Origin of the sequence: Nocardia aobensis NBRC 100429, from assembly GCF_000308375.1 — a bacterium.
Classification (GTDB): domain Bacteria; phylum Actinomycetota; class Actinomycetes; order Mycobacteriales; family Mycobacteriaceae; genus Nocardia; species Nocardia aobensis.
The window spans coordinates 1-20215 of record NZ_BAFQ01000292.1 but is presented as its reverse complement, the minus strand read 5'-3'; the positions used below and the strand labels follow the sequence as shown (position 1 = coordinate 20215).

The 20215-nt window shown below is 67.5% G+C and carries 24 protein-coding genes; 17 read left to right on the top strand and 7 right to left on the bottom strand.

All coding sequences use genetic code 11. From position 1 onward, the window contains the following. Nucleotides 1-22: 22 nt before the first annotated feature. Entirely contained in the window at nucleotides 23-526 is a 504-nt protein-coding gene (locus tag RJ03_RS31875) for a DUF5994 family protein (protein WP_067880461.1), read from the bottom strand. 281 nt (nucleotides 527-807) lie between these two features. Between RJ03_RS31875 and RJ03_RS31870 the strand changes: the two genes are divergently transcribed. Beyond that, entirely contained in the window at nucleotides 808-1536 is a 729-nt protein-coding gene (locus RJ03_RS31870; RefSeq protein ID WP_051025538.1) for a TetR/AcrR family transcriptional regulator C-terminal domain-containing protein, read from the top strand. 7 nt (nucleotides 1537-1543) lie between these two features. Here RJ03_RS31870 and RJ03_RS31865 read toward each other — a convergent pair whose 3' ends face one another. Further along, a complete protein-coding gene (locus tag RJ03_RS31865; RefSeq protein ID WP_051025536.1) occupies nucleotides 1544-2092 on the bottom strand; it encodes a sigma-70 family RNA polymerase sigma factor in 549 nt (182 codons plus the stop codon). Between the two features lie 594 nt (nucleotides 2093-2686). Between RJ03_RS31865 and RJ03_RS38700 the strand changes: the two genes are divergently transcribed. Continuing rightward, on the top strand, nucleotides 2687-3118 hold the full coding sequence (locus RJ03_RS38700) for a DUF5994 family protein (RefSeq protein WP_245552454.1): 432 nt from the start codon (nucleotides 2687-2689) through the stop codon (nucleotides 3116-3118). A gap of 177 nt (nucleotides 3119-3295) precedes the next feature. Here RJ03_RS38700 and RJ03_RS31855 read toward each other — a convergent pair whose 3' ends face one another. Together RJ03_RS31855 and RJ03_RS39150 are read right to left on the bottom strand one after the other, a co-directional pair. Next, entirely contained in the window at nucleotides 3296-3775 is a 480-nt protein-coding gene (locus tag RJ03_RS31855) for a DUF5994 family protein (RefSeq protein ID WP_051025532.1), read from the bottom strand. Then, a complete protein-coding gene (locus tag RJ03_RS39150) occupies nucleotides 3772-4179 on the bottom strand; it encodes a DUF5994 family protein (RefSeq protein WP_373281742.1) in 408 nt (135 codons plus the stop codon). Before RJ03_RS39150 ends, RJ03_RS31855 begins: the two co-directional genes overlap by 4 nt. 358 nt (nucleotides 4180-4537) lie before the next feature. On the opposite strand from RJ03_RS39150, the gene RJ03_RS31845 reads away from it, so the two are divergent. Both RJ03_RS31845 and RJ03_RS31840 read left to right on the top strand, forming a co-directional pair. Next, a complete protein-coding gene (locus RJ03_RS31845) occupies nucleotides 4538-5428 on the top strand; it encodes a phosphatidylinositol mannoside acyltransferase (RefSeq protein WP_036509911.1) in 891 nt (296 codons plus the stop codon). 466 nt (nucleotides 5429-5894) lie between these two features. Further along, entirely contained in the window at nucleotides 5895-6326 is a 432-nt protein-coding gene (locus tag RJ03_RS31840) for a DUF5994 family protein (RefSeq protein WP_063820489.1), read from the top strand. A 489-nt stretch (nucleotides 6327-6815) separates the two neighbouring features. On the opposite strand, the gene RJ03_RS31835 is transcribed toward RJ03_RS31840, so the two are convergent. Further along, nucleotides 6816-7583 (bottom strand): ArsR/SmtB family transcription factor, encoded by a 768-nt coding sequence (locus RJ03_RS31835; RefSeq protein ID WP_036509905.1) that lies wholly within the window; start codon nucleotides 7581-7583, stop codon nucleotides 6816-6818. Nucleotides 7584-7648: 65 nt separating this feature from the next. Between RJ03_RS31835 and RJ03_RS31830 the strand changes: the two genes are divergently transcribed. Both RJ03_RS31830 and RJ03_RS31825 read left to right on the top strand, forming a co-directional pair. After that, on the top strand, nucleotides 7649-9124 hold the full coding sequence (locus RJ03_RS31830) for an MFS transporter (protein WP_083871494.1): 1476 nt from the start codon (nucleotides 7649-7651) through the stop codon (nucleotides 9122-9124). Between the two features lie 56 nt (nucleotides 9125-9180). Beyond that, nucleotides 9181-10056 carry a PhzF family phenazine biosynthesis protein gene (locus RJ03_RS31825; protein ID WP_036509815.1) on the top strand — a complete coding sequence of 292 codons (876 nt, stop codon included), beginning with the start codon at nucleotides 9181-9183 and terminating at the stop codon, nucleotides 10054-10056. 609 nt (nucleotides 10057-10665) lie between these two features. Here the strand turns inward: RJ03_RS31825 and RJ03_RS31815 are convergent. Continuing rightward, complete coding sequence (locus RJ03_RS31815; RefSeq protein ID WP_083871485.1) at nucleotides 10666-11370, bottom strand: TetR/AcrR family transcriptional regulator; 705 nt, start codon at nucleotides 11368-11370, stop codon at nucleotides 10666-10668. Nucleotides 11371-11505: 135 nt separating this feature from the next. Here RJ03_RS31815 and RJ03_RS31810 point away from each other — a divergent pair, with 135 nt between their 5' ends. Genes RJ03_RS31810 through RJ03_RS31785 form a run of 6 tightly spaced genes read left to right on the top strand, consistent with a single transcriptional unit; the run spans nucleotide 11506 to nucleotide 15941 of the window. Then, complete coding sequence (locus tag RJ03_RS31810) at nucleotides 11506-12729, top strand: oxygenase MpaB family protein (protein ID WP_036509811.1); 1224 nt, start codon at nucleotides 11506-11508, stop codon at nucleotides 12727-12729. A gap of 51 nt (nucleotides 12730-12780) precedes the next feature. Further along, nucleotides 12781-13083, top strand: a complete 303-nt coding sequence (locus RJ03_RS31805; RefSeq protein ID WP_036509809.1) for a hypothetical protein — start codon at nucleotides 12781-12783, stop codon at nucleotides 13081-13083. Further along, entirely contained in the window at nucleotides 13080-14060 is a 981-nt protein-coding gene (locus tag RJ03_RS31800) for an FAD:protein FMN transferase (RefSeq protein ID WP_036509807.1), read from the top strand. The genes RJ03_RS31805 and RJ03_RS31800 overlap by 4 nt, the downstream gene beginning before the upstream one ends. Continuing rightward, nucleotides 14057-14623 carry a ferric reductase-like transmembrane domain-containing protein gene (locus RJ03_RS31795; protein ID WP_036509896.1) on the top strand — a complete coding sequence of 189 codons (567 nt, stop codon included), beginning with the start codon at nucleotides 14057-14059 and terminating at the stop codon, nucleotides 14621-14623. The genes RJ03_RS31800 and RJ03_RS31795 overlap by 4 nt, the downstream gene beginning before the upstream one ends. Further along, on the top strand, nucleotides 14620-15711 hold the full coding sequence (locus tag RJ03_RS31790) for an NADH-ubiquinone oxidoreductase-F iron-sulfur binding region domain-containing protein (RefSeq protein WP_051025550.1): 1092 nt from the start codon (nucleotides 14620-14622) through the stop codon (nucleotides 15709-15711). The genes RJ03_RS31795 and RJ03_RS31790 overlap by 4 nt, the downstream gene beginning before the upstream one ends. Further along, nucleotides 15702-15941: a ferredoxin gene (locus RJ03_RS31785; RefSeq protein WP_036509805.1), complete on the top strand. Its 240-nt coding sequence runs from the start codon at nucleotides 15702-15704 to the stop codon at nucleotides 15939-15941. The genes RJ03_RS31790 and RJ03_RS31785 overlap by 10 nt, the downstream gene beginning before the upstream one ends. 31 nt (nucleotides 15942-15972) lie before the next feature. Here the strand turns inward: RJ03_RS31785 and RJ03_RS31780 are convergent, their stop codons facing one another. Then, complete coding sequence (locus RJ03_RS31780; RefSeq protein WP_036509803.1) at nucleotides 15973-16221, bottom strand: hypothetical protein; 249 nt, start codon at nucleotides 16219-16221, stop codon at nucleotides 15973-15975. Nucleotides 16222-16684: 463 nt separating this feature from the next. On the opposite strand from RJ03_RS31780, the gene RJ03_RS31775 reads away from it, so the two are divergent. The 5 genes from RJ03_RS31775 to RJ03_RS31755 all read left to right on the top strand — a co-directional run. Beyond that, a complete protein-coding gene (locus tag RJ03_RS31775; RefSeq protein WP_036509801.1) occupies nucleotides 16685-16909 on the top strand; it encodes a hypothetical protein in 225 nt (74 codons plus the stop codon). Nucleotides 16910-16911: 2 nt separating this feature from the next. Further along, nucleotides 16912-17103, top strand: coding sequence for a hypothetical protein (locus RJ03_RS31770; RefSeq protein WP_036509799.1), 192 nt, complete (start codon nucleotides 16912-16914; stop codon nucleotides 17101-17103). 303 nt (nucleotides 17104-17406) lie between these two features. Next, nucleotides 17407-18225, top strand: coding sequence for an MlaE family ABC transporter permease (locus RJ03_RS31765; RefSeq protein ID WP_036509890.1), 819 nt, complete (start codon nucleotides 17407-17409; stop codon nucleotides 18223-18225). Between the two features lies 1 nt (nucleotide 18226). Further along, nucleotides 18227-19090 carry an ABC transporter permease gene (locus tag RJ03_RS31760; protein ID WP_036509797.1) on the top strand — a complete coding sequence of 288 codons (864 nt, stop codon included), beginning with the start codon at nucleotides 18227-18229 and terminating at the stop codon, nucleotides 19088-19090. A 9-nt stretch (nucleotides 19091-19099) separates the two neighbouring features. After that, nucleotides 19100-20215: MlaD family protein (locus tag RJ03_RS31755; protein WP_036509886.1), on the top strand; the 1116-nt coding region annotated here is incomplete at its 3' end.

Below are 20215 nucleotides of genomic sequence, written 5' to 3'. Positions count from 1 at the left end.
GTGTATGGAGGCGGGGCATGATCTATCCCTCCCGTGGAGTGCCGGCGGCCACCAATTGGGAGTGGGCGGCGCGGGCGTCGGTGGATGGAAGGATCACGCGGAGCACCATGACGGCGGTGTCGGCGCCGACGACATACATCGTGTTGCGCAAGTGGAACGGATAGGGCTCGAGGCCGATCGAACGACTTCCGACCGTCATCTGCCGGGGTGGCCGTGACCAGCCGTCCGGGTCGTAGACGATCCGATCGACCGGACCCAGCCGAATCGTCAAGACAGCCAGTAGATCCGGGAGTTCGGTAGCGAGGTCGGCGGACTCGGGCCACCACGCACCGTCGATGTAGTCCGAGTGACGATTTTTCGGCTTCAGGCTCAGTCGCGGTGGGTGGTGGGTCACCGCGGCTTCGGGCGGGCCCGTCGAGAGGGGAGCCGGGGCGGGGGAGGCGCGTTCCGGTAGGGGATCGAGGTAGCGGCGAATTGCTTCCGGAAAAGCCTTGGTCTTCGTTGCGATTGTGTGAGCGATGGTCATGATGGACCGGTCCTTACTCGTCGAGGCGGGATGTGGTGGCAATGATCGGCATGTCGACTGTTGCCTGTGCCCGAATCCGTGGCTGCCGACTCGCCGAAAGAAGAGGGACGCGGGTGCCGACGCTCGAATGGGAGTGACTACTCCAGTAGACGCCCATGTCGAGACAATGTCAACGCTGTAGGTATACAGTTTATATCTACGGTTGTCGGCATCGGAGGAAATGAGCCCGCGTCATGAACGAAACGTCATCGGAGGTCCAAGATCCGACAGGTGGTGCCCGCATGGGTCGTGCCGCGAATGGTCGTGGCGCCGGTCGGGTCACCCGCGTGGGAGTACTCGCGGCGGCGCTGGCGATCATCGACAGTGACGGCGTCGAGGGATTGTCGATGCGCCGCTTGGCCGAGGCGGTGGGCCGGGACCCGATGGTTATCTACCGGCATGTACCGAACAAGGCGGCGGTGCTCGACGGTGTTGCCGAGATCGTCTTCGCGCAACTGCGAGTGGACAGCGCCGACCCGGACTGGGCCGGCGGGCTACGGAAGGTCGCTCGCGATTTCCGTGCCCTGGCGCTGGCGCATCCCCGGGTGGTGCCGTTGCTGGTGACGCGGCCGCTGGCGACACCGCTCGGGCAACGTTCCCCAGCGGTGGTACGGCCGCTCGAGGACGTACTGGCATTGCTGACCCGTGCCGGTTTCTCCGGAGCCGATGCTCTGCACATCTATCGTGCATTGTTCGGCTTCCTCTACGGCCATGTGCTCAATGAGCTCCAAGAATTGGTGGAACGCCCGGAAGAGACCGACGAAGTGCTGCGTCTCGGTCTGCATCGGTTGCCGGTCACAGAATTCCCGTTGCTACGCCGACTCGCCCCGCTGCTGGCCGATTACGACGGCCGCGCCGAATTGGAACGTGGACTCGACATCCTGCTGGCCGGCCTCACGGCCACACTGTCACATCCCCGCGCGGATCCCGCCACACGCGATGCCGCTGCCCGCGGGGCGGAGGAAGGATGACCGCCTTTCACGGAAGGTCGTGCGAGCTTGATGACAGGCGGCGGCCGAGGGTTTTCAGTCCGGCTCGGATCCGCGCTTTGGCGGTCGGTAGCGGGATGTCGAGGTCGATGGCGACCTGAGCGTAGGTGCGGTCACCGTAGAAGGCCAGCTCGATGGCTTCGCGCTGGCGGCTGCGAAGTTTGCACACTTCCCCGGCGACGGCGCGTTCGTCGAGGCGCTGGCCGACCTCGTCGTAGACCACGTCATGGTCGGGAGGGAACTGTCTACGGCCGAAAGCGCGTTCGCGGTCGGCCAGCGCTTGCTCCGAACGCACCTGGTCGACAGCGCGACGATGCGCGAACATCATCAGCCATGCCATCGGACTTCCGCGGTCGGCATCGTAGTCCCCGGCCGCGATCCAGATGTGAAGATATATTTCCTGGCTGACTTCCTCGGCCAGAACCGGACTGTGCAGGATGAAGGTCAGCCTGGCGAGCAACCGAGGTCTGGTCGATCGATAGAACGCGGCGAAGGAATCGGTGTTGCCGTTCGCGGTCTCTCGCAGCAAGGTGGTCAAACTTGCAGCGTTGGTCGTCGAAGTACCGTTACGGGGACGGAGCTCGTCCTTCATCGCACACCGTTCGTCTCGCGAAATAGGTGATGCCGGGCGGCGAAGGTGCGTGCCACCTGGCCGAACCGCCGAGCTGATACTGGCGCCGCGCACCGCTGAAATTCGCCCCGACGCGTATCGAGGGTCCACGTCCGGGTCGGCAGAAGCGGCCGGACTGCGTCGTCGGATCGGCGACACCTACACCATCGCTCAAGGATGCCGGGTGTTAGCAGCGTGAGGGGCGTCGTTACCGGACCGACACCGGTTCGCCGCTGATTTCGATGTCTGGCTACCGAGAATTTATGCGAGCGGCCGCCGGAACCGGATCGCCCGCACCATCCGGTGAATTGTGCCGATCCGCAGGCCCGCACTCGCCGAAAGGCGCTCGCTGCCACGCCCGGGGCGGATAACAGGGGGACGGGTCTGCGGGAGCGGACTTGCGCCGAGCGCTGCGTGTAGAGTCGAGGCATTCGGCGGCATCACGTGCGCTGACCAGCAGAGGTAGCGACGTCCCCCGAATGCGATATCCGGTCTTCGCGGAGGCCGCGGCAGGAGCGTCCCATGACGCCACCATCACTGAGCGCGTCTGTGTCCGTCCGTGATCGAACGCTCACCGACCCCCCTCGATTCCGTCCGCGCCCGGATTCTGACGCGAGCGGCTATATCGATGCGACTTGGTGGCCACGATCGAGCAATCTGACAGCCGAGCTGCCCGATCTGATTGCCGCAGTTCGGCCGCGAGCAGAACAGATATGGCGCATCGTCTACGATCCGCGCACCTGGTCGACCACCGACCGGCATCCCATCGTCGCGGGACGCGCTGTGCGACTGGACCGGTACCCGTTCGAGTTGTTCGGCATCATGTATCTGTGCGCGACCAACGGCACCGTGATCGTGTTGCAAGCCATCCCGGAGAGCACCGATCCTGCCCTCGCGACATCGGTACTCGCGGCGGCCGGGCGAACCGCTCGGAACGACGCTGCCCGGCAGTGACGGCCGCGAACCCTGAATCGCGACCACGTTCCGTCACGAATATGCCGCGACGAGGCGCGACGACCGAGCCGTCCATGTCGGTGCCGCGGAGATACAGGGGTCCCGATCGAGAAACCATCGGACAGCGGCGGGCAGCGGCATGGCACGGTGGCCGGCAATGTCGCCACCCGGGGTAGTTCATGATTCCGGCTTGTCGGCGCCGGCGCTTACGGCCCTGCGCATCTGCGCTTGTGCCTGGTCTGCGGGGGTGGCGGGATTGATCACCAGCAATCGAAGGTGCCGATCGTGTGGGCCGAAGACATACATCACTTGGGGTGGCTGGTCCGGAAGCGGGCCGGTGACCTCGATCCCGTCGGGCGCGTCGATGCGACGTTGGGACAGGCTCAGCGCATTCCAGTCGAAGCTGATCCGGGCGGTCGCGCCCAGTCGCGCGGTGAGGGCGGTGACCAGGTCGTGCAGTTCGGTGGTGAGGTTGTCGGTTCTGGGCCACCATGCGCCGTCTACGCCGCCGGATTCCTCGTCACCCTCGCGCAGCAGCAGCCGCGGTGTGCGGGTCGGTTTGTCGAATGGTTGCCCACCGTCGGCGCCGGCCCGGAATCGGCCCGGGCCGCGGTCGGCGGCGGCACCGCCGCTGTCCTGCGGTGGGTTCTGTGTCATATCAGGCCTCCCACACGGGACGCGGATCGGGCGCAGGATGGGCTGCGTGTGCCGCGGTCTGCCGGGTCCGTCGGGTCCGGTCTCAGGACACAGAGTGTGTGGGCGGGCAGGTGCCGGTATCCGTCCAGGCGAACCGAACGTCCGCCGATCATCGCGCGCCTCGGTGCCGGCTGCCAGGCGTCCATGCTGTACATGATTCGGTCGATGCTGCCTGCCCGCCGGCCCAGCGCCTCCAGATCGGACAGTTCGGCGACCAAGTCGGTCGTGCGGGGCCACCGGGCCCCATCCACCGAACCTGGGCGCGGTGCTCGCGGTGTCGGTAACCGGCGTGATACCGGCGGTCGGCTGTGGAGGGTAAAGCGTGGCGAGCGGTCCTGCGGGATCGGCTCGTGTTGTCGCGTCATCACGACGCTCCTGACCGGGGCCGCGTGGCGGGCCCTGTTCATTGGCCGGGCGACGACGAGATCACGGGTGGTTTCGTACGAAAAGCCCCCGGCATCTTCCATCCTACCCACGCCCGCGGCGCCCACCGGGCCGATAGCGCGCGTACGCACAAGCCGACGTTCGAAGCATCGCAGGTAACTTCCTCCGCGGGGGTGTCGTCCCGTCGGATGGGGTATCTCCGACTCATAAGGCCCGCACCCGACCGGCGTTGGAGGCCGTCATGATCATCACTTTCGGGCTCGGCGTGCTGCCGGCTGCTGCATGCCTCCCGACGGCCGCGGCTACGAGAACTGTGACGTTATCGGCCGGTGGTGGCCGATGACCACGAAGGACCGAGCCTGGGATCTCGGGTATGCGGCCGGCTGGCGGCTGGTGCGGGCCCTGCCGCAGCAGTGGGCGATGCGATCGTTCGAGGTCGCGGCCGATCGCGCTGCTCGCGGTGGTGGTCCGATTCAGCTGCGGCGAAATCTGGCCCGGGTGCTGTCCACCACCGCGGCGCAGGTGCCCGACGATCTCGTGCGCGCGAGCCTACGCTCCTACGCTCGCTACTGGTGTGAAGCGTTCCGGCTGCCGTCGATGGATCCGGTGCGGCTCGCCGCGACCATCGACTCGGCGGCCACCGGGCTCGAACACATCCACCAGGCGGTCGGGCACGGGCGCGGGGCCGTGCTGGCGTTACCGCACAGCGGCAACTGGGACCTGGCGGGAGTGTGGCTGGTCCAGCGGGTCGGCACACCGACCGTCGTCGCCGAGCGGCTGCAACCGGAATCGCTGTTCCACCGCTTCGTCCGATTCCGGGAAAGCCTCGGATTCGAGATCGTCCCTCTCACCGGCGGCGCCGCACCGCCGTTCGCGCAGCTGACCGCGCGGCTGCGGCAGGGGCGGATCGTCGGGCTGCTCGGTGAACGCGACCTGACCGGCGCGGGTGTGCCGGTCACCTTCTTCGGTGAACCGGCCTGCATGCCGGCCGGCCCGGCTCGGCTGGCGATCGACACCGGTGCACCCTTGCTCCCGGTGCACTGCTGGTTCACCCCCGACGGCTGGGGTTTCCACGTCGGCGCGCCGATCGACACCACCGATGGTGTGCAGGCCACGACCCAAGCCCTGGCCGACCGGTTCGCCGCCGGTATCGCCGCGCACCCGGCCGACTGGCACATGCTGCAACCGGTGTGGACCACCGACCATCGTGCCCGTGAGCGCGCGCAGTAATCCGCACCACTGATCCGGCTCCGCAGCCGGGAATGCCGCAATTGATGCAGCGTGTGCCGGCCGTCGTCGAGACACTCGGTGTGGGCCTCGAACTCGCATATCTGCAGATTCGCTCCCGCACGGTATCCGGGTATATATGGCGCGAACCAGTTGTATCGACCCGAGAGGTGAGGAACGCGGTCGGCTGGTGGGTGTCCCCCCAGCGCGGTGCGGCCCGGCGGGCCGGGCGACGATCAGGGCCTTGCCAGCCGAGCCGACCCAGTTCACCGATGATGATCAACATAAGCGCGGAATCCGACAGGCGATGCGGCATGCGCCATCCCTCGATTCCATTCGCGCAGGTCGTCCGGCAGATGTCAGCGAGTAGGCTGGACCGTATCCGGAGGCATCCCGCATGTCGACCAGTCGAGGTCGCGTCGTCTCCGATTCGGATTCCGGCCCTGGCGGGCTGTGACAGGAGCGTCTCATGGCGCAGCCATCGGCAACCTTGCATCCCGCACCGCCTCGTCGCCCACCGCTCTGTACACCACGATTGCGATTGCGTCCGCGCCGCGATGGCACCGGCCACATCGACGGTGTCTGGTGGCCCCGCACACAAGACCTGGCCGCCGAACTTCCAGGACTGCTCACCGCCCTCCGGCCGCGCCTCGGACTGGTGCGACAGGTCGTCTACGACCCGACCGGATGGTCACCCTCTGCTCGGCACCTGCAGCTCGGCAGTCATCGAACCCACTTGGACCCCTATCCTTTCGAGCTTTTCAACACGATGCACGTATGCAGCGCGCACGGCATCGTCGTCATACTGCGGGTTATCCCCTCCACCACCGACGGTACCGCGGCCAACGCGGCGCTGGCAGCGGTACCGGGTGCAGGGAAGCGGGTCGATCACGATCGCTGACAGCGCACCACATCCTCTCACCGTGCCGGCCGACGAGGCGTATGCCCATCGCCGTTGCGCCCTGTTTCAACTTGTCGAACGCCTACTGGCCTCATCCGAATCGCCGGCCCCTCGACGGTCATAGTGTTCGGGTTGTGGAGCGTTAGGCCCACCAGGTAGAAGGCCCGGCATTTGCTGGGCCTTTTGTCCGTTCTGACGACACTGTCGTCGCCTCCACTCCTTGCGTGTACAACAACGTCGCGCACTCCTGCCAGGCGCTACCCGCCGCGAATCGCTCCTCCATCTGGAACGGCAACCGGGCGACAAGGTAGTCGAGGAACTGGATCGCGGTCTTCGGATCCGATCGCGGGCATGTTGTAGATCGGCCCGGCGCCGTCCGCGCGCCCGACCAACTCCTTCTCGCTCCATACGCGTTCGGGCACAAGGACTCTGCCCTCCTCCGGGAACGCCCAGATTACGGAGGGCGCCACTGCCTGTGGCGGTGGGTGTTCAAGCGCTGACGAGTACCAGGCCGAGTGACTGCTCGAGGCCCGCGGCGCCCTGGTCGGTCAGGTGGACCAGGCGCGGGGCAGCGCCCCAGCGCACCCAGTCCAGGTCGAATAGTCGGGCGGTCAGGGCTGCGCCGAGGCCGCCGGCCAAGTGGTTGCGGTGCTCGCTCCAGTCGACGCAGTAGCGGATCGCGGGCCGGCGCGGTGGCAAGCGGTCGGTATCGACGCCGAGTTCGCGGAGTTGTTCCCGGCCGGTGTCGGTGAGTTCGTAGCGGATGTCGTGCCCGTAGGACGACAGGCGGTCGCGCACCGCTTGCGCGGGGCGGTGGAAGCCGTCGTTCCCGGTGAGCACGCCACGGTCGAGCAGCGCCTGCATCAGGGCGACGCCGAGCTGTCCGGCCAGATGGTCATAGCACGTGCGGGAGCGGTACAGGGCGTTGGTCCGGTTGCTCTCCTTCAGGGAGTTGATGGGCAGCGCCGGCGCGACGAGTGCCAGCGCCTCCAGGGCCGCGCTGATCTCAGGGCCCGCGAGGCGGTAGTAGCGGTGCCGTCCCTCCTGCGCGACCGTGACGAACCCGCCCTCCACCAGCTTGGCCAGGTGCGCGCTGGCCGTCGCCGCGCTGACCGCGGCCTCGCCCGCGAGCGCACTCGCGGGCAGAGCGCGGCCATCGGTCAGGCATTTGAGCATGACGGCCCGGGAGGGATCGGCGATCAGGGCGGCGGCGCGGGCAATGTCGGTCTGGTGCTTGAGCGGGTGCGGATCCGGCATGACGACAGCGTAGGACAGCGACACTTCGATGGCTGACGAAGCATCCGGGGTCGATGATTTTTTCCATGACCTTCACGGACTTCGCCGCTCGACCCGAGCGCGCCGCCGGAACACCCCGACCGGCAGCGCTTTCCGGCACGGATAACCCGCGACCCGCGCTCGCGCCGGCCCCGCTGGTCGCGCTCAGCCTCGGCTACTTCCTGGTGATGCTCGACGTGACGGTTGTCAATGTCGCCCTCCCGGACATCCGCGCCTCCCTCGGCGCCGGAGCCTCCGCCCTGCGGTGGCTCGTCGACGGCTACAGCACCGTCTTCGCGGCGCTGCTCCTGCTCGGCGGCGGCCTCGCCGATCGGTTCGGGCACCGCCGGGTCTTCCTGACCGGCCTCGGGATTTTCACTACCGCGTCGGTGGCCTGCGGCCTCGCCACATCTCCCGGATTGCTGGTCGCCGGACGGCTCGCCCAGGGTGCGGGCGCCGCGCTGCTCGTGCCGGCCTCGCTCGCACTCTTGCAGGCCACCTACCCCGATCGCGCGATGCGGGCCAGGGCAGTCGCCCTCTGGGGCGCGGTTGCCTCCATTGCCTTCGGCGCCGGTCCGGTCGTCGGCGGGGTCCTGGTCTCTGCCTTCGACTGGCGCTTCGTGTTCTGGCTCAATCTGCCCGTCGGCGCTCTCGCCGTGTACCTCACCCTGCGCCACCTCCGCGCCCCCGCGCGCACGATGGGAGTCCGCCGGATGGACCCGCTGGGACAGATCCTCGGCGTCGTCGGGCTCGTCGCCTTGGCGTACGGCCTCAACGAGGCCGGCACGCACGGCTGGACGTCCGCGCCGGTCCTGGCTGCCTTCGGCCTCGGCGCCGCCGCGCTGGTCGCCTTCGCCCTGGTCGAGTGCGCTCTGGAGAAGCGGGCGGCGGGAGGCCGCGGCGAGCGCTCACCACTGCTCCCGCCGTCGCTGTTCCGCTCCCCGGCCTTCACCGGCACCGCTGTCGTCGGGCTCCTGATCAGCCTCGGCTATTACGGCATGCTCTTTTTGACCACTCTGTACTTCCAGCAGGAACGCGGCCTCAGCGCCCTGGCCACCGGCGTCGCTCTGCTGCCGTCGGTGTGCATGGGGTTGATCGCTGCCCCGCTGTTCGGCCGGATCGTTGCCCGCACCGACCCGTACGTCCCGATGGCCGCGGGCCTGGCGCTGGGCACCACCGGCTTCCTCGGCTGGCTGGTCGCCGGGTTGCACACTCCCTATTACGTGCTGCTGTTCGCCCTGATCGCCACAGGCCTCGGCCAGACCACGACGGCCCTGGCCGCTACCGCCGCGATCATCGACGCAGCCCCGGCGTCGGGGGCGGGCATCGCCGCCGCCGTCTTCAACGTCTCCCGGCAGGTCGGCAGCACTGTCGGGGTTGCGCTGTTCGGCACGCTCGCCGCCTCCGGCGATTTCATCCCCGGCCTGCGCCTGTCGGCGACCCTCGCTGCCGCGGCCTTTGCCACCGGCACCCTGCTAGCACTGTTCGCCTCGAGGAAACGGGGCACGACCGACGGCCAGTGACCCCCTCGATTCCCCTCCACTTTCGCAATCCGGCTCCGCCAGAAGGGATCCCACCCATGACCACTCCGACCACCACCGACGTCCTGCACTACACCGCCTTCGCAACCAGCCCCCACGGCGGCAACCCCGCCGGCGTCTTACTCGACGCCGCCGGACTCGACGACGCCGCGATGCTCGCGATCGCCGCCGAACTCGGTTACTCGGAATCCGCCTTTCTCACCCCCGGCCCCGACCCGGACGACCCCAGGTCCTTCACCCTCCGGTTCTTCAGCCCCAAGGCGGAAGTGGACTTCTGCGGCCACGCCACTGTGGCCACCGCCATCGCGCTCGGCGAACGATTCGGAGCCGGGAACTTCGACCTCCACACCCAGGCGGGCCGGGTGCCGGTCGCCGTCCACGAGGAAAACGGAACGCTGAAGGCCACGCTCACCAGCGTGCCACCGCGGGTGTACGAGGCAGACCCGGCGGATGTCACGGAAGCCTTGGCGGCGCTCGGCTGGACGAACCGGGAGTTGGATCCCGCGTTGCCCCCGAGGATCGCGTACGCGGGGGTGCACCACCTGGTGCTGGCGGCCGCCACCCGGGAGCGACTGGCCGACCTGGACTACGACTTCGACCGCCTGCTTGCCCTGATGCGCCAGCTCAACCTGACCACGGTGCAGCTGGTCTGGCGCGAAACCGCGACGGTCTACCACGTCCGCGACCCATTCCCGGTCGGCGGCGTCGTTGAAGACGCCGCCACGGGCGCAGCCGCTGCCGCCTTCGGCGCGTACGCCCGCCAGCTCGGTCTGGTCCCGCCGCACGCCGAGCTGACCCTCCACCAGGGCCACGACATGGGCCGCCCCTCGCTGCTGGAAGTTGCGCTGCATCCGGCCGAGGAGCAGATCCGGGTGTCAGGCACCGCAGTCCGGCTCTGCCCACCGCTCCGGTGATTGCGCCGGTCCATACCCGCTCCGACCAGTGATCCTCACCATCACTGCCGAGGTGCGTTCGCGACCGGTTCCGGACACACCTTCGCCAGCTGCCGCACCAACCCCCGCCACTCGCTGACCTGCTTGTTCTCCCGCAAAACTCGATACATCGTGGATACCGGCCACAAGTAGGTGCCCTCGTCGGTGCTGCAGCGGTTCGGCGGCGCTGGATCGCGGTGGAGCGCACCAGCCCCGTCGACACCGTCGCGGTCGCTGTTCCGGCCCCTGGCCAATTTTCCATATCACCGCGGACTCCGCGGTCGCGCGACGGTTGCTCGACCGCCTCGGGGCACGCGATCGCCACCGCTCATCTGCTGTCCTCGGCCGCCTCCCCGCAGCCTCCGCAGGGCACCTAAGTTGCTCGCCATTCTTCATCGAAAGTGTAGACAGCCCTGGGCTTAGTTATGTATGTTAATCAATATTCTGAGCTGCCAAGAGGCGAGCCCGACCGTGGGGCCCGCACCGCTCGCGGCAGCCGCCCGCTCACCGTGGAGACGGAGGCTTCGACGATGAACCCCTATGTCCTGATTCAGAATCTGCTCAACCAGCTCGATCTGGGATCCGCGGGGATCAGCGCCCAGTAGCGGGCGCATCCGCGCCGGGGTCGAGGGGCGGCTCGAGCATCGGAACGAGATACTGCCGGGCGAGGGCCGCTACCTGATCGTCGTCGTCGAGGTCGATGACCTGGCTGGGGACCGCCAGATAGGAGGCGGAGATCCGGACCATCAACTCGGCCACCAGATCGACGTCGACCTCCTGGGCGACATGGCCGGCGCGCTGTTCGCGGCGGAGTTGGTCGGCCACGAACCGGCGCACCATGGCGACCGTATGGCCCTGATCGCCGATCATGGATCCGACGAGCATGTCGGGTTCGGCGGCGAGCAGGCCGCCGATGATCGGGTTCTTGCGGATCACCTTCAACGAGCTGACGAAACCCAGGACGACCCGGTCGGCTGCCGTGCGCGCGTGCCGGATGTCGATCAGGAACTGGTCGAAATAGCGCCGGTATTCGCGCACGATCACCTGTTCGACCAGGGCGTCCTTCGTCGCGAAACGGCGGTACACGGTGATGCGGGAGACATTGGCCCGCCGGGCCACATCGTCCATGGTCGAGCGGCGGACGCCGAGGGCGCCGAACTGTTCGACTGCCGCGTCGAGTATGCGCGAGCGGATGTCGTCACCCTCGTCGACGCGGTCGACCGCGTCGGTGTACGCGCGTTCGAGTGGTGACGTGCCGTTTCCTGAACCCTTCGAGGGCGGTGATCCCAGCTTCACGGTGTCCTCTCACGCGCTTCGTTTCGAAAATCCTGACAACTTCTTGTGATCGCGGCCACGGTGTGGTCTCATCAAGATACTCAGAAACAGAGTTTGTATCTCTGTATCTGCTTCTCAATGAAGAGGGACAATAGCATGGACGGACTGGGTCTCAGCAGGCGCGATGCCCTGCGAGCAGGCAGTGGTTTGATCGGCGCTGCGGGCGCGCTGGCACTCGGCGCGCGGACCGCGCGGGCGGAGCCGTGGACATGGTCGCCGAGCGGTTCCGTGGTCGGCAGCGGCGGCGGGGCCGACCCGCTGACCGTGTGGGATCCGGAGGCGGATCCGGTGATCGCCGACGTCATGGACCACGAGGACATTCCGCGGATCAACAATCTGCTCCGGACCTGGGTGCGCAACGAGCAGCCCATTCCGGCCGGGTTGCCGCAGAATATGCGCGACTTCATGGAGTACGCACGGCAGCTGCCGTCGTGGGCGGACGAGGCCAAGATGGCAGCCGGCTTCGAATTCAACAAGAAGCGCGGAACGTATCTGGGCGTGCTCTACGCCTTCGCCAGCGGCATGATGGCGAACGTCATCCCGCACGAGGCGCGCGCGGTCTACTACTCCCGGGGCGGTTCGCACCTGAAGGACCGCATCGCCAAAACCGCGAAATTCGGCTACGACATCGGCACGGTCAACGCCTATCAGCCGGGCGGCGAAATGATCGTGACCTGCGTCAAGACCCGCATCATCCATGCCGCGGTCCGGCATCTGCTGCCCCGGTCGCCGCATTGGCCGTCCGAGCACACCCCGATCAGCCAGGACGACAAGATGGTCACCTGGCACAGCCTCGCCACGACCATCATGCGGACCTTCCGGACCTGGAATGTGCAGATCCCGGTGGCCGAAGCGGAGGGCTACCTGCACACGTGGCAGCTGGCCGGCCACTTCCTCGGCATTCGCGACGAATACATTCCCGCGACGTGGGAGCAGGCCGACGCCCAGGCCAAGCAGCAACTGGATCCGATCATCGAGGCGACGCCGGAAGGTATCGAGCTCGCGCACAACCTCATGGACCTGGGCTTCGACCTCGATCTGACACTGCTCAGCAAGCCCATTCTGGGCGCGTTCACCCGATTCATCCTGGGCGACAAGATCGCCGATGATCTGCGGATCGCGCGCGAGCCGGTGTGGGATCCGTTGCTGAAGTTCAGCTGGGGACCGTTCGTCGCGGTGCGCGAGGGCGTGATGGGCGTGATCCCGCCGACCGCCGACGCGACCTGGTTGTTCGACGAATTCCTGCGGCAGTTCGTGCTGTGGTACATGGCCGAACTGCGGATGCCGCTGAGCATCGAAATCCCGCAGACCAACCGGTGATTCGCCGACTTCGCGGGCGACAGCGGTATCAGAGGCGAAGGTAGAACAGAGATGACAACGAACCCGAATCTCTCCCGAATCCGGCGCGGCGCAACCGGAATATTCGTCGCCGCGACGATCGCCGTCGGTGGACTCGCCGTGGAATTGGCGGTGCAGGACGGAACCATCGGGCATGCGGCGAAACCCGCGGGAACCGTGCAGCGGGTGTCCGTGGAGGTGCACACGGCCGATCCGGTCTCGGCGCCGACTTCCCCTGCGCCGCAACCGGAAAGCAGCCGGCCGGGGGAGTGGACGCCCACGCCGCCGGTGCGGAATTCCGACAGCGAGCCGCACGAGCACACCGCCGGGTCATGAGCACCGCGCGAGGCGCGGCGGCGGCCTCGGAGACGTTTCCGGCGATCGGAACATCGGTCGTGGTCGTCTGCACCGATGCCCGGGAGCTGGCTCGCGCGGCCGACCTGGTCCGCGCGCGGCTTGACGATCTCGATCGTGCCGCCTCGCGCTTTCGCGCGGATTCCGAACTCGCGGTGATCAATTCGCGCAGCGCCGAATCGGCCCGAGCGGGTCGTTCGGAGCAGGTGCGCATTCCGGTCGGCGCGACCCTCGCGTCGTGTCTGCGGGCGGCGATGCGCACCCAGCGCCTGACCTCGGGGTTGGTCTCGGCCTCCCTGGGGGCCGCGCTGATCGCCTGCGGCTACGACGACGATCTGGATGCGGTGCGCGCCCGCGGTGACGTGGGCCCGCCCGAAGCCGATCGGGACTCGATTCCCTTGCGGCACATGATCTTCGACGAGCAGCGAGGGGAGGTGGCGCTGTCCCCGGGAACCGTACTGGATCTGGGCGCGAGTGCGAAGGCGTGGGCGGCGGATACGATCGCCGCCGAACTGGCCGCGACCGGGCCCGGTGGCTATCTGGTGAATCTGGGCGGCGACATCGCCGTCGCGGGCACCGGACCGCCGCAGGGCTGGTCCATCGGGGTGCGGGACTGGAACGACGCCGTGGTGCAGGTCGTCACCTCGACCGGGCAGGCGTTCGCGACCTCGTCGACGCGGCTGCGCACGTGGGTGCGCGGCGGCATTCGCCGCCATCACATCATCGACCCGCGCACCGGCCGGTCCGCCCGGACGCGGTGGGCACAGGTCACCTGCGCGGGACCCGATGCGGTGCAGGCCAATGCGGCCTCGACGGCCGCGATCATCCTCGACGATCAGGCGCCGCGATGGCTGGCCGATCGCGGCGTGCCCGCCTGCCTGATGACCGTCGGCCACGAGGTGGTGACGACTCCGGGGTGGCCCGCCCCGACCGCGACGCGCAAGCGGCACGTGTCATGACCGGTCCGTGGCTGTGGTACGTCTCGCGCGCCGCCGGAGTGGTCACCCTCGTGCTCCTGACCTTGGTCGCGCTGCTCGGAATGTTCACGGCCGCGCGGGTGCGTCCGCGGCTCGCGATATCGGCCGTGGCGATGGGTCTGCATCGCACGCTGGCCCTCGGCACGATCGTCTTCCTGGCCGCGCACATCGTGACCGCGACGGTCGATACGTACGTCCATCTCGGATGGCTGTCGATGGTGGTGCCGTTCACCGCCGGTTACGAACGGCAATGGGTCGCGCTGGGCACCCTCGCGCTGGATATCCTGCTGGCGGTCGTCACGACATCCGTGCTGCGCCACCGGCTGCCGACCCGGATGTGGCGTGCGGTGCACCTGCTCGCGTACGCGATGGCGCCGCTGGCGGTCGTGCACGGACTGACGATGGCCTCGGCGCGCGATCCGGCGCTGTTCGCCGTCACCGTCGCCTGTGGTGTGGCGCTGGCGGTCGGCGCCGTATGGCGCTGGGTCCTTCCCGACGCGGACCGACATCGCCGCTCGGACATCGCTGCTCAGGAGTGGACGTGACCGGACTACCGGAGATGCTGGCGGCCGCCGGGCTGCGCGGCCGCGGTGGAGCGAACTTTCCCACCGCCGCCAAACTCGAACTCGCCGCCCGCCACCGGGCCGAGTTGATCGTCAATGCCTGTGACGGAGAATGGGATTCGGCCAAGGACGCCTGGGTCGTCGCGCATCATCTGCCCGAGGTGCTCGAGGGCGCCCGGCGCATTACGGCGCAGCGGGTGCGGGTGGCCGCGCACCGCGGTTCGCGGACGCTGGCCGTACTGGAGGCGGCGGGGGTCGACACCCTTGCCGTGCCCCGGCGGTACGTGTCCTCGGAGGAGTCGGCGCTGGTCCGGCTGGCGCACGGCGGTCCGGCGCGACCGGTGATGCGGTTCGAACCGATCACGGGCGGCGGCCGGGACCCACGTGGGCGCCGACTCGCGCCGACACTGGTACTCAACGTCGAAACGGTGTGGCGGATCCAGCAGATCGCCGAATACGGGCCGGGCTGGTTCCGCTCCTACGGCACTGCCGACGAGCCCGGCCCGCGGCTGGTGACCGTTGCCGACGGCGTCCGCGCACCCGGTGTCCACGCCGCGGAGGCGGGCCTGCCGGTCTCCGAAATCCTCGATCGGGCAGGCGGTCTCACCGCCTCCCCGCAGGCGCTGTGGGTGAACGGTCTGAGCGGCGGATTCCTGCCCGCCGAGGCGCGACATACGCTGTGGTCGCGATCAACCTTGGCGCCGTTCGGACTCGGGCCCGGCGTCGGCACGTTTCGCGTCCTAGCCGCCGGCAGCGATCCGTGGCAGGTGGTGCTGTCCGCGCTGACCTATGCGGCGGGAGAATCCGCCGGCCAGTGCGGCCCGTGCATGTTCGGATTACCCGCGCTGCGCGACGATCTGAGCGACCTGCTCGAGCGGCGAGCCTCGGCCGCGACCGCCGAGCGGCTCCTGCGCAGGCTCACCCGTGTTCCGGGGCGAGGTGCTTGCCGCTTTCCCGACGGCGTGGCGCGGTTCCTGGCTTCCGCCCTGGACGTGTTCGGCACCCCGCAGCTCGTCGAAAGCCCGGGGAGCGAACGATTTTCGGCCCACAAGGATGAATCGTGTCCCTGACAACTCGAGCCCTCGGTATCACCCGGCCCCCGTCCGGCGTCCTGGCGGTCGATCGCATCGCCTGCACCGGCCACGGCATCTGCGCGCAGGTGCTGCCCGAGCAGATAGTTCTGGACGACTGGGGTTATCCCATCCTCACCGGCTCCGAACCGGACCCCGCGCTCGCGACCGAGGCGATCAAACTCTGCCCGGCCGCGGCCCTGCGCTGGGTCGGGCCGCCGGCCCGCTGACGAGGTACGTTGGCGCCCAGCACAATAGAGATCAAAGCTCCGTGCGCACTGTCATCACCGTGGGCGCCGATGTGCCGGACCATCCGCACGGCGAGGCGCAGGTCGCGATGACCGCATCGGTGATCGTGCCGTCGCTGTAGAGGGTGGTGCGCAGGACGGCCTGTGCCGGGTAGCCGCAGGCCTGGCATTTGCCGAAGTAGTTGAGAATTTCGCGCGATCGGACAGCGGCGATACTGCGCCGCCCGGATGCGCCGTCCGGATGGATGATTTCGCTGGGCACGGTGATCCTTCGATTCGGTGGTCCCGGTGGCGGCGGTGAACGACAATCGAGCCGGCCGGGATCCGCTGCCGAGACCGGCGATCCCCCTGCGACATCGCCGGGCTCACGCACCGGTCGTGCCGGGCCCGCCGTGGTCACACCCGTGGGCCGTTCGCATCCTACGGTCGGCGGCACCCTTCCATGCTAATCCCTGCGACTCCGGATACACAGGAATTATCGGTAACTTCCCCCCTGCGGCCGACTTCCTGAGCTGCCGCCGCTGATCGTATGAGCACCGACTATTCACCGTCCGGCCAGTTCCGGGCGACAACTTCACAAAACGTGAATTTCCAGTAACATACGCATCTGCGGACCCGCGAATCGCCGGGGACCGCGGCCGACGGGCAAGGGTGCCCGTATCCGGTGCCTGCCAGAGGCGTGTGCACCGGATGTCCGGCCGATGGGTGAAAGGACTTGCGTCGCAATGCTGAAGCGACTCGATCGGCTACTGAGCTACGAGATGAAGGTGTCCGAATTCCTCGGGACGCTCATCATTCTCGCCGTGCCCTACGGCATCGTCGGGGTGATCTGGACCCTGACGCACACCTCGCACCTGAAGCAGATGCACGGCATCGACGTGGTCATCTCCTTTCTGGGATCGATCGTGTGCTGGCCCGTGCTCACCTTCTCGAACGTCTGCATGACCTAGTCATGATGGCGCTGGTGTGGCTCATCGACATCGTGGTGATCGGAGTCAAGATCCTCGGTGGGCGAATCAAGGTCAATCCTGTTCTCCGATTCGGCCTGTGGGTCGCGGTGTCGTGTGCGGTGGGCGCCGGGATCGCACTGCTCGGCGCGCTGGTGGTGCTACTGCAGCACTATTTGGAGAATCTCCCCGAATAGACCCGGTGGCGGCCGTCTGACGACGGAATATTCCATAACTTGATGCCGCCCAGTCTGCGCTGAATACTGTGTAATCTCGCACTCGATCTGATTCGATAGTGCGAGAACAGTCGATAACTTACTATCTTGTGTCGCACCGAATCGGTGTGTAACACTTCACACGCTCAACGCCCGGCAGCTCGGTTGCGGCTGTCCGTGACAAGCGGTGAGCGTGAGAAAGGAACGACCGCTGTGACGTCGACCCGAGCCTCCGATCGGCCGGACCCGCCGGCTCCGCCGTGGCGGACCACCGACGAGGGCGAACTGCGGCGACTCGTCGATGCCGCCGGCGGCCTCTGGCGCCGGCATCCGCAACGTTCGCTGGAAACCCTCGGCCGGCAGGTCGCGCTGGGGCGAGAGGCGTTCGTTCAGCTCTTCCTCGCGATGATCCAGCGCCGGTTTCCGTACCAGGAATTCATCAGGCAGTGCGCCTTCATGGCCAACGTCTCGGCCGCCCCGACGGTGTTCGTGGCCATCCCGATCGCGGTCGTGGTGTCCATCGAGGTCGGTGCGCTGGTGAACCAGGTGGGCGCGACGACGTTCATCGGTTCGGTTGCCGCACTGGGGATCATCCGTCAGGGCGCGCCGCTGGTCTCCGCGCTGATGATCGCGGGCGCGGTGGGTTCGGCGATCTGTGCCGACCTCGGCTCGCGGACGATCCGCGAGGAGATCGACGCCATGCGGGTGATGGGTGTCGATCCGGTGCGCCGGCTGGTCGCTCCGCGGCTGGCCGCGGCGGTGCTGGTGAGCGTATTGCTCTGCGGCTTCATCGTTTTCGTCGGATTCGCGACGGCGTACATGTTCAATGTGTACGCCCAATCCGGCACTCCCGGATCGTTCATCGGATCGTTCGCGTCGTTCGCGGTGGCCAGCGATCTGCTGATCGCCTTGACGAAGGCCGCCATCTTCGGCGCGCTCACCGCGATCATCGCCTGCGATGTGGGTCTGCACACCAGCGGCGGCCCGGCCGGTGTCGCGAATTCGGTGAACTCCGCGGTGGTCAGCTCGGCGCTGATGTTGTTCGCCACCAACATCATTCTGACCCAGCTGTCGAATACCCTGCTCCCGACGAAGGTCGCCTGAGATGGCCAGTTCCTACACGCCGCCCGCGGCCCGGCCGCTGCGGGCCGTCGGACATGCGGCGCTGGCCCCGGTGCACGCGAACCAGCGCCTGGGGCATCAGGCCATCACCTTCTTCCAGGCGCTGGCCGCGATCCCGTTCGTGGTCAAGCACTATCGGAAGGAACTCGCCCGGCTGACGGCCGATGTGAGCTGGGGTAACGGGTCGCTGATCGTCGGTGGCGGCACCATCGGCGTCGTCTTCATCCTGTGTTCGTTCGGCGGGATCATCGTCGGAATGGAGTCGTTCACGGCGTTGAACCTCCTGACCATGAGCCCGCTGACCGGCGCCATCGCCGGTTTCGCGACCACCCGGGAACTGGCGCCCATTCTGGCGACCCTGGCCTTCGCGATTCAATCGGGCTGCCGGTTCACCGCGCAGCTGGGCTCGATGCGGATCTCCGAGGAGATCGACGCGCTGGAATCGTGCGCGATCCGGCCGCTGCCCTATCTGGTCAGCACCCGGATGATCGCGGCGACGGTGACGATCGTCCCGCTCTACAGCGTCGGTCTGGCCGCCGCCTACCTGACCACCAAACTCACGGTGCTGTTCCTCGGCGGCACCACCGCGGGGACCTACGACCACTACTTCTTCCAGTTCCTCATCGGGCCGGACGTGTTCTATTCACTGCTGAAGGTCGTGATCTTCACCCTGCTCGCCACCTTCATCCAGTGCTACTACGGCTATGTCGCCAGCGGCGGGCCGGAGGGAGTCGGAGTGGCGGCCGGGCGAGCGATCAAGATGGTGATCGTCGTGATGGTGTTCGCGAATCTCTTTCTCACCCTGGCGATCTGGGGCATCGACCCCGGATTCCGGATCTCAGGATAGGTGTCGTTCGTGATTCTCGATCCCAGTGGCCGCGGTGCGACCGCTCGCCAGCTCACGCTGGCCGGTCTCGCGATGCTGCTCGTGGTGGCCGCGCTGCTGTATCTGCTCGCGCTGCGCTACACCGGTCGTTTCACCGAGAAGGTTCCCGTCCACGCCGTTCTCACCAGTACCGGAGACGGGCTGCCCAAACATGCCGACGTGAAATTCCGCGGCATGGTCGTCGGCACCGTCGATTCGGTCGAGGTGGTGGCGAAAGGGGAGCGTCAGCGCGCCGACATCGCACTGAAACCGCGTGTCGCCGAGGCGATTCCGGCCAACGTCACCGCGCGTGTCATTCCCAACAACCTGTTCGGCGTGACCGCGATCGAATTGGTCGACAACGGGCCCGACGCCGCGACACTGCATTCCGGCTCGACCATCGCGCAGGACACCGGTGCCGCGACCATCCAACTGCAGACCACGCTCAACGTGCTGCGCAATGTGCTGAGCAACATTCAGCCCGAGAAGCTGGGCCGGGTGCTGGCGACGCTGTCCGCGGCGCTGGAACCGTCGGCGCGGGTGCCGGGTTCGACCGTGGAGCGGCTCGACACCTGGCTCACCCAGGTGCACGACATTCCCGGTATCGGAGACATGCTGGGTGATCTGGGCCGTGCCGCGACCGCACTGAGCCAGTCGGCGCCGGAATTGGTGGGAGTGCTGTCGGATTCGGTGACGACCGCGCGTACCCTCACCGAGCGCCGCTCGAATCTCGTTGCGCTGCTGACGAATGCGGGCGGCGCCGTCGACTCGGTCAACCACCTGTTCGCACGCAATCCGGATTCGGGCAAATTCCTCGTCGCCGGTCTGGACGATCTGTTCGGCGGCCTGGCCAGGGATCCGGAGGCGATTCCGTTCACCGCCGCCAACCTCAACACGGCGTTGCAGCGTCTGAAGACCACGTTCCACTGGGGTCCGAAACAACAGATGGTGTGGGCGATGGACGCCTCGCTCACTCCGTTCCAGCAGTACACCGCGAAGGACTGCCCGCACTACGGCGACGAGTACGGTCCGCGCTGCGGTGGTGCGACGGTGCCGAATGTGGCTCCGCCGCAAGAGTATCCGCAACAGCAGCTGCCGCGCTGGCTC